Source organism: Veillonella sp. CHU732 (genome assembly GCF_003992085.1).
GTDB lineage: Bacteria > Bacillota > Negativicutes > Veillonellales > Veillonellaceae > F0422.
Genome location: NZ_RQVC01000016.1, coordinates 1 through 12656, shown reverse-complemented (window position 1 = coordinate 12656; position 12656 = coordinate 1). Strand labels below are relative to the sequence as shown.

General features: G+C 41.0%; 14 protein-coding genes. All 14 read right to left on the bottom strand.

The annotated features are described in order from the left end of the window. Nucleotides 1-12 precede the first annotated feature (12 nt). A complete protein-coding gene (gene truB, locus EO121_RS07320) occupies nucleotides 13-912 on the bottom strand; it encodes a tRNA pseudouridine(55) synthase TruB (protein WP_127167110.1) in 900 nt (299 codons plus the stop codon). Then, complete coding sequence (locus EO121_RS07315; protein WP_127167108.1) at nucleotides 912-1853, bottom strand: bifunctional oligoribonuclease/PAP phosphatase NrnA; 942 nt, start codon at nucleotides 1851-1853, stop codon at nucleotides 912-914. The genes truB and EO121_RS07315 overlap by 1 nt, the downstream gene beginning before the upstream one ends. Further along, nucleotides 1840-2202 (bottom strand): 30S ribosome-binding factor RbfA, encoded by a 363-nt coding sequence (rbfA, locus tag EO121_RS07310; protein WP_127160807.1) that lies wholly within the window; start codon nucleotides 2200-2202, stop codon nucleotides 1840-1842. The genes EO121_RS07315 and rbfA overlap by 14 nt, the downstream gene beginning before the upstream one ends. A 9-nt stretch (nucleotides 2203-2211) precedes the next feature. Further along, nucleotides 2212-4842: a translation initiation factor IF-2 gene (infB, locus tag EO121_RS07305; RefSeq protein ID WP_127167106.1), complete on the bottom strand. Its 2631-nt coding sequence runs from the start codon at nucleotides 4840-4842 to the stop codon at nucleotides 2212-2214. Between the two features lie 13 nt (nucleotides 4843-4855). Continuing rightward, a complete protein-coding gene (locus EO121_RS07300) occupies nucleotides 4856-5167 on the bottom strand; it encodes a ribosomal L7Ae/L30e/S12e/Gadd45 family protein (RefSeq protein WP_009372159.1) in 312 nt (103 codons plus the stop codon). Beyond that, the gene (gene rnpM, locus EO121_RS07295; protein WP_127167104.1) at nucleotides 5160-5426 is read right to left on the bottom strand and encodes an RNase P modulator RnpM; all 267 of its coding nucleotides are present in this window, start codon (nucleotides 5424-5426) and stop codon (nucleotides 5160-5162) included. The genes EO121_RS07300 and rnpM overlap by 8 nt, the downstream gene beginning before the upstream one ends. 1 nt (nucleotide 5427) lies before the next feature. Continuing rightward, nucleotides 5428-6525 (bottom strand): transcription termination factor NusA, encoded by a 1098-nt coding sequence (gene nusA, locus EO121_RS07290; protein WP_127167102.1) that lies wholly within the window; start codon nucleotides 6523-6525, stop codon nucleotides 5428-5430. A 12-nt stretch (nucleotides 6526-6537) separates the two neighbouring features. Then, complete coding sequence (gene rimP / locus EO121_RS07285; RefSeq protein WP_009372209.1) at nucleotides 6538-6996, bottom strand: ribosome maturation factor RimP; 459 nt, start codon at nucleotides 6994-6996, stop codon at nucleotides 6538-6540. A 107-nt stretch (nucleotides 6997-7103) separates the two neighbouring features. After that, a complete protein-coding gene (locus EO121_RS07280) occupies nucleotides 7104-7472 on the bottom strand; it encodes an arsenate reductase family protein (RefSeq protein ID WP_126938202.1) in 369 nt (122 codons plus the stop codon). 12 nt (nucleotides 7473-7484) lie between these two features. Next, a complete protein-coding gene (locus tag EO121_RS07275) occupies nucleotides 7485-7865 on the bottom strand; it encodes a hypothetical protein (protein ID WP_127167100.1) in 381 nt (126 codons plus the stop codon). Between the two features lie 4 nt (nucleotides 7866-7869). Next, on the bottom strand, nucleotides 7870-9255 hold the full coding sequence (locus EO121_RS07270) for an aminopeptidase (RefSeq protein ID WP_127167098.1): 1386 nt from the start codon (nucleotides 9253-9255) through the stop codon (nucleotides 7870-7872). A 31-nt stretch (nucleotides 9256-9286) separates the two neighbouring features. Further along, on the bottom strand, nucleotides 9287-10198 hold the full coding sequence (locus EO121_RS07265; protein WP_127011124.1) for a 3'-5' exonuclease: 912 nt from the start codon (nucleotides 10196-10198) through the stop codon (nucleotides 9287-9289). Nucleotides 10199-10200: 2 nt separating this feature from the next. Then, entirely contained in the window at nucleotides 10201-11244 is a 1044-nt protein-coding gene (locus EO121_RS07260) for a glycosyltransferase family 9 protein (RefSeq protein WP_127167151.1), read from the bottom strand. Continuing rightward, nucleotides 11244-12263 carry a lipopolysaccharide heptosyltransferase II gene (waaF, locus tag EO121_RS07255; RefSeq protein WP_127167096.1) on the bottom strand — a complete coding sequence of 340 codons (1020 nt, stop codon included), beginning with the start codon at nucleotides 12261-12263 and terminating at the stop codon, nucleotides 11244-11246. Before waaF ends, EO121_RS07260 begins: the two co-directional genes overlap by 1 nt. Nucleotides 12264-12656 lie beyond the last annotated feature (393 nt).

Sequence of the window (12656 nt, the reverse complement as noted above, 5' to 3'; positions counted from 1 at the left end):
CTTATACCTATGTTATATGTATATATTTTTTTCTACCTTCAAAGTATCATCCAGTCGTCGCAAGATACTCATAAACCCATTTGCATTATAAGCTCTCACCAATGTGTCTACTGGGATTTCATCTGGGGACACACAGAAAGCTCCATTCGGTTTCACTGTATGAATCGGAACTTGTTTCCCTTGCACCAAGCGTATTCGATTCATATCGTTGATATACACCGCTGGCAAGTGCGTTAGCAAAGTATCTACTGGCTGTACAACTTGTTCCACCAGCATTTCTAGTTCTTCGATGGTTACAGACTGTTCAATGTTGCATTGTCCTACTGCGGTACGGCATAGTTGTGTCATCATACCACATAAATTCAATTGATGACATATATCCCGTAACAAAGCACGCACATAGGTACCCGCAGAACACCGTACACGAATGGTAAAGAATGGAAATGCATAGGCGAGTAACTCAATGTCATGTATATGAATCAAACGAGATGGCAGTTCAAATTCTACTCCTGCACGGGCTAAATCATAAGCACGTTGCCCATTGATTTTGATAGCAGAATACTTTGATGGTCGTTGTTCAATCGAACCTTGGAAGGACTGCACTGCTTGTTCTAGTTCGTCCCAACTAGGAGGCTCAGAAATATCCATAGTCCGCAGCATATTCCCTGTGCTATCTTCTGTATCAGTTTCAATACCAAATTTGCATTCTGCCACATAAGTTTTACCAATGGATTCCGTATACTCAATGGCTCTCGTCGCTTTTCCGACAAAGATAGGTAGCACTCCATACGCCAATGGATCTAAGGTCCCACTGTGACCGATACGGCGTTCTTTCAAAATGCGTCGACAAATACCGATGGCGTCATGGCTCGTAATACCTGGTGGCTTAATTAAAGAAATAACTCCATCCATTAGTCAATCACCGCTAAGATTTGTTCCAATGCTTCGTGGATAGGACTTTCGATGGAGCAACCGGCTGCTCGAATATGACCACCGCCGCCAAAGTGACTAGCAATTTGATTTGCATCACGCACTTTGGATCGAATGCTGGCACGAGTCAAGGTTTCCGTTTTAGATTTCAACACGATGGCCACATCCACACCCTTGATATTTCGAATCATATCCACAAATCCATCGGTATCATCCCCAATGTGTTCCATCAAAGGCAATGTTAACGACATAGATACCACTTGCCCATCATGATGAAAAGCTACATTGTCTAACACTTCTTTCATCACCTCGATGCGACCTGGTTCCACCATTTCTATGGCTTCAGAAATCGCATGTGGCTCTGCTCCAGCTTGTAAACATAGCCCTGCCATCGCCATAGTATGTGCTGTTGTATTAGAGAATTTAAAGAACCCTGTATCTGTAGCCATCGACATGTACAAAGCTTGTCCCATCGATTGGGTAATCTCCCAATTCCACATCTTACATAGGTATGCCACTATTTCCCCAGTAGAGGAGAAGTCGGAGCGCAAATATAAGCCATCCGCAAATTCTGTATTAGAAATATGATGGTCTATATTAAAAGTAGGTGCACTCATTCGTACACCTACTTCTCCAATTCGTTCAAATGTGCTAGCGTCTAAAATGAGTAGCATATCGGATGTATAACCGTTTTCTAAACTTTCAATAGGCTCAATCTTAGAGCATAGAGAAAGAAAAGAAAACTTTTCAGGAATTACATCATCAACTACCATACGAACTGCTTTCCCTTGAGCTACCAAGGCTTCATACATAGCAAGCATAGAGCCTATAGCATCTCCGTCGGGACTAACATGAACAGTAAGAAGAATGGAATGGGCTGTATCAATCGATGCTTTTAGTTGATCAATACTAATTTTCGCCATTATTTTCCTCTTGTTTAATAGAATTTAATAAGCCTTCAATGTGCATGCTGTAATCTAAGGATGTATCTGCATCAAAGGCAATGCTAGGAATGTGGCGCAATTGGAGCACCTTTCCTAATTCAGAGCGGAAATAACCAGCGCTTCTGCGCAAAGTCTCTAAGGACTGTTGTTTCTCCGCCTCACTGCCGAACAAGCTCACATAGATTGTAGCTTCTCGCAAATCACCAGTGACACGCACATCGGTTACAGTGACAAATCCGATGCGAGGGTCTTTCAACCCACGCAATAAGATTTGACTTGCTTCTTGTTTAATAAACTCTTGTAATTTTCGTACACGAACTTCGCTCATGGATACCTCCTATAATTCTGGGGCAATTTCTTCCATTTTGTACGCTTCGATCACGTCGCCTTCTTTCACATCACGGTAACGTTCCAAAGAAATACCACATTCAAAGCTTGTCGCTACTTCTTTCACTTCATCTTTGAAACGGCGCAAGGAATCAATATGACCTTCATGGATAACAATACCATCACGGATTAAGCGAATTTCAGAGTTATTTGTGATTTTACCTTCCGTTACATAGGAACCTGCTACGATAGCTTTCGGCGTAGAAATGACTTGGCGAACTTCTGCACGGCCTAGGATAACTTCTTTAAATTCAGGAGTTAACATACCACGCATAGCGGCTTCGATTTCATTGATTGCATCGTAAATAACACGGTATGTACGAAGGTCAACACTTTCTTTTTCGGCTTCTTTACGTACATTCGCATCTGGACGCACGTTAAAGCCGATAATAATCGCACCCGATGCAGAGGCTAACATAACGTCAGATTCGTTGATAGCACCTACTGCACTGTGGATAATATTGATGCGTACTTCTGGGTTTTTAATGCCCTCTAAGGATTGACGTAATGCTTCTACAGAGCCTTGTACGTCACCTTTGATAATAATATTTAAGTCTTTTAATTCCCCTTGTTGCATTTGGTTGAACAAATCATCAAGAGTGACTTTTGTTTTCGCATTCATTTCAGTAATGCGTTGTTTTTCAATACGTTTTTCTGCAATGGAACGAGCTTCGTTGTCATCTACAGCGAACATCACTTCACCAGCTTGTGGCACATCGGATAAACCTAAGATTTCCACAGGCATAGATGGGCGAGCTACTTTCACTTTTTCTCCGCGTTCATTCGTCATAGCACGTACTTTACCGTAGGCTACACCAGCAAGGATTGTTTCCCCGACACGTAAGGAACCTTTTTGTACCAATACTGTACATACTGGACCACGGCCTTTATCTAATTGAGCTTCGATAACGATACCTTGAGCCTTACGATTAGGGTTCGCTTTCAATTCTTGCACTTCTGCTACCAATAAGATCGTTTCCAATAAGTCTTCAATACCTTGACGTTGTTTCGCAGATACAGGAACCATGATAGTATCGCCGCCCCACTCTTCTGGTAACAAACCATGTTCGGACAATTGTTGTTTTACATGGTCAGGGTTAGCACCTGGTTTATCCATTTTGTTGATAGCAACGATAATTGGCACTTCTGCAGATTTTGCATGGTTGATAGCTTCGATAGTTTGTGGCATTACACCGTCATCGGCAGCTACGACAAGGACAGCAATATCTGTAGATTGCGCACCACGTAAACGCATGGCTGTGAAAGCTTCATGGCCTGGTGTATCAAGGAATGTAATTTTATTACCTTCATAGCGAACTTGGTAGGCACCGATATGCTGCGTAATACCACCTGCTTCAGAAGCCGTTACATTGGTAGAACGAATCACGTCCAACAAAGATGTTTTACCATGGTCAACGTGACCCATGATCGTAACAACTGGTGGACGAGCTTGTAAGCTTTCTGGGCTATCTTCGATTTCGATGATTTCTGTAGGATCTTGTTCAGGCTCTACTTCTACCACTTCTACGCCGAAGTCTTCTGCCAATACCATAGCCGTTTCCACATCAATTTCTTGGTTGATAGTAGCCATAACACCTAACATCATCAATTTTTTGATGATTTCAGATACTTCGCGACCCATTTTTTCAGCCAACTCTTTAACCGTCAACGGACCAGATAGTTCGATAGACGTAGCAATCGCTGCTTCAGCCTTACGGCGTTCTTCTTCTTTTTGTTTGATGTGTTGCTCATTACGTTGCTTAACCTTATTTTTATTTTTTTGCAACGCAGAAGATACTAAAGATTGAGTACGTTCGCCTTTTTTACCTTTTTTATCTTTTTTATTGCGACGCTCGCTACGATTTTCATTGCGATGTTCAGATTCAAAACGACGATTTTCTTTTTGACGATCCACTTCACGGCTTGCTTGACGATCACGACCTTCTGGTTTCACAGTAAGAGCTGGATCCACTTGTGGAATCTCTAAGCGACGTTCACGACGTTGTCCATCATTGCGACGCTCATTATTACGATCGTTACTACGATTGTTATTGCGGTCGAATCTGCCACCATTGTTAGGACGATTACCACCATTGCGATTGTCTTGACGTTGATCATTGCGACCTTCTGGACGACGACCATCACGGTTTTGACCATTTCGTTGGTTAGAACGATTGTCTCCACGGTCATTTCTGTCATTGCGATGATCTCGTTGACCATTATTTTTACCATCACGATTGAATGGGCGGTCACGCTTTTCACCACGGTCATTACGGTCTCCACGATCGTTACGATCATTGCGATGATTTCTATCTTGTTTAGGTCCACGTCTTTCGCCATCTTCATTGCGACGGTATTCGTGTACTTTCTTTTGCGGTGCTTGTTGAGTTGCTTTTGGTGCTTCACTTTGTGCTTGTTTAGCGCCACCTGCTAACGATTGTTTAATCATAGATACTTGTGAATCCTCCACTGTACTCATATGGCTTTTCACTTCTACATTGTGCTTTTTTAAAGCATCAATCACTACTTTATTTTCTACACCTAGGTCTTTTGCTACTTCATATACTCTTTTTTTGGACATCTACATTCCCCCTCTACTGATTCTTATCTATTTCAGCTAGCAAGGATTTAGCAAATCCAGCATCATTTACTAATATAACTGCTCGCATTTCTTTTCCCAATGCTCTTCCTAATTCCTCTTTGGTTCCTACTAAACGAAGGGGAACCTGATGAGACTCGGCTAAGTGCATATATTTTTTAGCATTATTCTGCGCACAATCTTCCGCCATAATCAACAGAGGATAGGCTTGCCGCTTCATGGACCGTTCCACTACAAAATCGCCGGATAATAAGCGACCTGCTCGCTGTGCTAATCCTAATATATTCAACACTTTTTCTTTATTCATGGGATATTTGTTCCTTTAAAGATTCATAAATTTCTTGTGAAACTTTATGTTTTAACGAACGCTCTAATCGTTTGGCTTTATACGCCATGTCTAGGCATTCTACTTTCATTTCCATATAGGCTCCCCGTCCAGGGGCTTTACCTGTGGGGTCAACAGAAATCTCTCCCGTTGGACTCAACACAACACGTGTTAACTCTTTCTTGGGAAGAAGTTCTCCACATCCCACACATACTCGCATAGGCTGAGACTTCTGTTTCATATTAGTCTTCATCTCCAAAAGCATCCAAGGAAATCATATCATCAGATTCCACATATTCACCGGCTTCAGCGGCTTGTGTTTCACTTTTAATATCGATTTTCCAATTTGTTAATTTCGCTGCTAAACGAGCATTTTGACCTGCTTTACCAATAGCTAATGAAAGTTGGTAATCTGGCACCACAACAGAAGATGTTTTTTCTTCATCACGAGCTACTACGCTTACTACTTTCGCTGGGCTTAAGGCATTGGCAATGTATACCGCTGGATCTTCATCCCATTTCACAATATCGATTTTTTCGCCATTTAGCTCATCCACGATATTTTGTACACGTTGTCCTTTAGGACCTACACAAGCGCCTACTGCATCTACTTCTTCCTCGCGAGATACAACAGCGATTTTAGAACGCATACCTGGTTCACGAGCTACCGATTTCAATTCCACTGTACCTTCTGCAATTTCTGGCACTTCTAATTCAAACAAGCGCTTTAATAGACCTGGATGTGTACGGGAAATCATGATTTGAGGCCCTTTTGTAGTCTTTTTCACTTCCACAATGTAGCATTTAATGCGGTCTCCCACAGCATAGCTTTCACTAGGAATTTGCTCAGATACAGGTAAAATCGCCTCAGTTTTTCCTAGATTAATGAATACATTTCGACCCTCAATACGTTCTACCAAACCAGTCAAAATATCGCCTTCACGGTTGGAATATTCATCATAGACAATGTTGCGTTCTGCTTCTTTCAAGCGTTGAATCAACAATTGTTTTGCCGTATGGGCTGCACTACGACCGAAGTTTTTTGGCGTTACATCCACTTCGATAATATCGCCGATTTCCATACGTTTGTCTAATTGACGAGCATCTGCTAAGGCAATTTCTACTTCCTCGTTTTCAGGCGTGTCCACTACTGCTTTCTTAGCCAACACTTTATAATCGCCTGTTTCACGATTGAAATAAATGTAGGCCTCTTGATTTGCTCCCACCTCTTTACGATAGGCTTGTAATAATGCCACTTCAAGAGAATCAAAAATAATCTCTGGTGCCACACCTTTTTGTTTAGTAACTGCTAATACCGCTTGTACTAATTCTTGACTCACTGGTTTCCTCCCCTAAAAATCTAAATGTAAACGAATTTGTGCAATTGCTGCACGTTCTAGGTCAATACGTTCTTCTTGCACCTGAATGGTGATGACTTCATCAGAATAGCCTTGCAAAGATCCTGTGTATTGCTTTTTACCATCTATGGGTTTAAACAATTGAATATCCACATCACGTCCATGGTATCGAATGAAATCTTTTTCTTTTTTTAACACTCGATCCAATCCTGGTGAAGATACTTCTAACAAGTAATTCTCTTTGATTGGGTCTTTTGCATCCAATACTTCGCTTAATTTTTCACTGACCATTTGGCAGTCATCTAAATCGATGCCTCCCTCTTTGTCTAAAAATACGCGCAAGTACCATTCCCGCTCATGCACGTATTCCACATCCACAAGCTCTAACTCCGTAGACTCTATAATCGTTTCTACTACTTCGGACACAAATTCCTCTACGGCGTCACGTTTCATCTTATCCCCTCCTTGCCACAGTATAAGAGAAAGAGTGAGCCGCAGCTCACTCTTTTAATAGATTCTATAAAAGTTACCTCTAGTATACCACAACTAACTAAAAATAGCTACAGTAAACCGTTGCGTTTTAACGCTTCTTCCCACTCTGCTTCTTTAAATCCAACAAGCACTGTATCTTCTAAGACCAAAATAGGACGTTTCACCAACATACCATTGGTTGCCAATAAAGCTAATTTTTCATCCTCTGTCATAGTTGGCAATTTATCTTTGATTCCTTCTCCACGATAAATTTGACCGGATGTATTAAAGAAAGCTTTAATGTCTGCTTTTTTACTCTTCGGATACCATACACCTAATTCTTCTGCGGTTGGGTTTTCTTCTTTAATATCACGATGGGTATAGCTAATACCATGATCATCTAAATATTTTTTTGCTCGTTTGCAAGTCGTACATTTTGGATATTCAATATATAACATAATCTGTCCTTTCTATTGTTCTGTGTTACCATTACAAAACTTTTCTTTTAATACTTTCAATAAAACTTCTGTCATTTCACTAGCCGCAAAGACATACTCTTTTAATTTACCTCGTTCCTCTGCCACTTTCATAGCCGACACTTCAAAAGGGTCTAACACCACCGATAATACCGGTGTTTGATCTTGTTCCATTTCCTTCGTTAAGTATCCCGAGATACTTTCACCTTCCGTAGGCTCAAATCGTTCAACTTTTACGATGGGGCAATATTCATACATCAATTTGCGAAGGACCATCATAAAGTAGGCTTTATCTTTCACAAATTGTGTTGCTTCCTCTTTAGTCATACTAAAAATATCTACTTTCACGCGTTCCGTTTCACCCTGTGTTGACATAGGATTATTCCCCTTTCGCCGCTAAGAAGGCTAAATAACAACGTTTTGCTTCGTAAATATCGGCCTTGCTCGTCACCTCCCAAGGAGAATGCATACTAAGCACAGCTACGCCACAGTCGATTACATTCATACCATAGAGAGCCATGATATACGCAATGGTACCGCCTCCACCAAGATCTACTCGGCCTAATTCAGCCGTTTGGTAAGAAATATTATCTTGATCCATCAAATAACGAATACGAGCCATGTATTCAGCGTTAGCATCATTGGAGCCACTTTTACCACGAGAACCAGTAAATTTGTTAAATACTACGCCACGTCCCAAGAAAGCGGCGTTTTTCTTCTCAAAAGCACTTGCATAAAGTGGATCAAAGCCGGCACTTACATCGGAAGACAACATATGACTATTGGATAAAGTACGTCGTACTGCTAATGGAGAAGTATGACCCATAGCTTCTAACAATTCTGCCATGAAGTTCTCAAAGAAACGAGATTGCATACCTGTAGCACCAACGGAACCGATTTCTTCCTTGTCTACCAATAAAGTACAGGTAGTACGGCTTACGTTCTCAGTTTCTAACATCGCTACTAAGGATGTATACGCACATACACGGTCATCTTGTCCATAGCCTATGATCATAGAACGGTCAAAACCTAATTCTCTCGCTGCACCAGCTGGTACAATTTCAAGCTCTGCGGATAAGAAATCTTCTTCTTCAAAACCATATTGCTCTTGTAGTACTTGCAACACATAGGCTTTCACGCCATCTTTTAATTCCCCTTTCACAGGACGGCTACCAATAAGAAGATCCAATTGTTCTCCTTCTACCACTTTGGCAGCCTTTTTCTCCATTTGTTCCTGTCCCAAATGTGGCAATAAGTCAGTTACACAGAACACTGGGTCTGTTGGGCTCTCACCAATGGCAAGATTGATGACAGTGCCATCACGCTTTACCACTACCCCATGGATCGCTAGTGGCATGGTCACCCATTGGTATTTTTTGATGCCCCCATAATAATGTGTATCTAATAGTGCTAAATCGCTATCCACATAGAATGGATTTTGTTTCACGTCTAATCGTGGAGAATCAATATGAGCCCCTAAGATATTCATCCCCTGTTCAATCGGTTCTGTGCCGATGTTCACCATAGCTACCGCTTTTTTCATGTGCACATAATAGACCTTATCTCCTGCTTTCAGCGTAGTACCTTCTTTGATAACACTGTCCATATTGCGATATCCAGCTGCTTCTGCAGCCTCCACAATTTGATCCACACATTCGCGCTCTGTTTTACCATGATCTAGAAAATGGCGATACTTCGTTGCTAAAGTATCAATCTCTTGTAATTGTTCTTCTGTATATTCATGCCAAGCATTTCTACGTTCCATACTTAGCTCCTTTCTTTTCAAATTTTACTATTTATTTTTTACGTGCATATAATTCACGCAATCCTTTAGGTGCATTGGTGACCATTTTGGAAACATAATAGCGTTTTCCTAAATGCTTGCTAATAGATTTTCCTACATACCAGTGGACCCCAAAGGTGCCATGTTCCTTGCAAGATCCCATCGATAAAAAGCGATGTTTTACCACTCCCACGATAGGGTCTAAATGCAAAGGCTCCTTACAAACAGGGCATGCAGTTTTCGCCCGATTGCTTTGCCGGAATATACGTGGCATGGTCACAATGGACTCAAATATTTTATGTTCATGCCGTGAAAGCCCATAAAAACACCGTTGTTTTCCTTGTTTATCTCGCTTCTTTTGTAAGGCTTCTAAAAATGGAAATCGTTGGCATACCATGGCAGTACAAATGGCATCATGTAGTCCATTATGGGCTTGTAAATTCGGCGCTTGCACTTGCATCTCATCCATCGCTTTTTGCAATGCATATTGTTGACTACAATCGTGCATCGTTTTTGCATATAAAGATTGCGCATCAAACCAAGGTACTTCTTGATGTACATGAACCTTATGGCAAAATGCATTGTCCATCAGCATATTGATATCATCAGGCCCCCAAGACACTAATATACCATCGGGGCCAACAAAACGTAAAAACTTTTCGCACCCACGTCGGAAAGATACTCCTTCTTTACGCAATTTATCCATCGTAATATGGGTTAACTTCTCCACCGAATGATGCATAATAGGTAGAAATTTAGGAGTAATAAATACTTCAAATTGGTCTACAATTTGTAGACTTTCATCTAGTTTTACGGCACCTATTTGTATAATTTCACCAATGAATGGAAATCCTGAGCGCCGTATCATATTCGGTTCTAATGTATAGGGCTGGTTCCATTCCAAGTCAAATACAATATAGTGCATCCTTACTTCATACCCTTTCTCTCTAACATCGCCCGTATGCCTGCTAATACAGATTCCTCAGAAATGACAGACAACCCTTTGTAGTTGCCCTCTTTTAAAACCTGTTTCATATTTTTATTTACATCATAATGATCCATAGACTCTAAGACTACAGCTTTCTTTGTGAAAGGCCCATACAAGGCTGGATTCGATGGACCGTACAGCGCCACAATCGGTACCCCTTGGCTCACTCCTACATGCATAGGACCTGAGTCATTTGTGACCAAACAATCACATCGTTTCATGGCTGCTGCCAATTCTCCAATGCTAAATTGTCCCGTTCCCTTAATGGCAGGTTCTATCATTGTATCTAGCACGTCCTGTACCATCTCTTCATCCATGGGTCCACCAAAGAATACTATTTTATATCCTTCTTTTGCTAAGGTGTCTGCAATATGAGCAAATCGTTCCTTAGGCCAACGTTTTTCTGGCACAGCACTACCAATATTGAACCCAATAAGGCAATCCGTTTCTGTCACTCCATGAGAGGCATAAAATTCTTGCACCTTTTCATCCCACTCCGGACTAGTAAAGATTTCTAACCCTTCATGTTCCACCATATATCCTAACTGTTCTAGCACATTCATATACATCTGGGCAGCATGCACCGTTTTGCGGTTCAACCGGGTTACCTTCGTCATAAACGGACGGAACAGAAAATGACTCATCCCCGTAGTTACCTTTGCTTTCAATTTCCAAGCTAAGTAGGACGTCCGTTCATTAGGATGCAAGTTGATCACAACATCCACAGGCCCTTGTTGGCGAATCTCTTTAGCAATTTGATTCAACCCACCAATACTATTATGGATCCCCTTTTTATCTACTTCTACTAGAACATCAATATAAGGATTATGACGATATACATCTGCCAACTTTTTATCAATCACATAGGTAATATGGCTGTGAGGCGCCAACTTTCTAAGAGCATGGATAAACGGTGTGGTCAGCACCACATCGCCTAAATGCATCAAGAAGGTTACCACAATCCGCTTTCCATCTAACTCTATCATAAATTCCTCATTTCTTTCACTGTATCAAATACAGTGTCCACCGTAATCTGTGCCATACATTCTGAATCTTCCACTAACGGCTGTTCTAGCGTCGCTCGTGATGTAGGTGACACAATACTATGAATATGATCGCCCCCATAAGGACCTGTCCGTTCTGGGCAAGTAGTCCCAAACAGAGCAATCAATGGTACTTTTAAAGCATTAGCAATATGCAAAGGTCCCGTATCGGCACTGATGTACAAAGCACTGTGACGAATGACCTCAATGAGCTCTTTCAAATTCGTGTCACCAATGAGATTTACCACATTGTTACTGCCGACGCCATCTACAACGGCACGGCCTTTATCCGCATCCTCTTGGGCACCAATGAGCACCACCGTCTCACCAGCTGCCACCAATCGCTTGCCAAGATCCACAAAATGAGAAATAGGCCATTCCTTCACTGCCCAACGTGCCCCTGGAGCGATAACAATATAAGGATTTTCGATGAAAGCTCCTCTAGTATTTAACTTCTGTGTCACCGTAGTCTTCGCCCCTGTAAAAGTCGGCAAAGGGAACACGATGTCATCTACATCACAGCCCAAAGCCCGCGCCGTATCTAAATAGCGCTCGATGACATGATCCATTTTATGGTCACCTACAAGCGCAGTATTCACCAGCCAACTGCCCTCACGAAGTTCCCAGTACGCATACCGTTTCTTCGCACCACTAAGACCCGCCACAATGGCACTTTTCGCTATGGATTGTAAATCTAAGGAAATATCAAAGTTTTTTTCATGTAGTAACTTCCATAATTGTTTCCAATAGGAAAGCCGTTTTAATTGTTTCTTATCTATGATGATGATTTCATCCACCCAAGGTTTGGGAGGGATAATATCCTTAAACTGTTCATGAACGGCCCATGCAATATGCGCCTTCGGATATTGTTGACGCAACGCATACAGCGTTGGTAAGGCATGAATAATATCGCCTAGAGAACTCATTTTAATGATTAAAATTCGTACATCTTCTTTCATATTCCATCCCTTTCATTTACCTATAACTATACTCTCTTAGTATACCATAAGATAGAAACAAAGATGATACACTATTTTCTATTTTTCTTTAGATCCTTTCATTATCTATTTCAATACTTCAAGGATGTGCACCTCATATATTAAGCTTAAAGCATCTACCTATAACAACTGCCATTCCACAGATATCTTTTTTGCAAACAGGATTTAATAAAGTTTTAGCAAAATATTATTAAAAATTTAGTAATTTATTATTATATCACATGTGACGCAAACTTTATAATACAATACACACATATATTAGCCAAATTGATTTATTTCTGTATATAATGTATTTTCTGTATAAAAGGTATATAATGTTTTCATTAGGTTTATGTATTCATATCAAATATATAT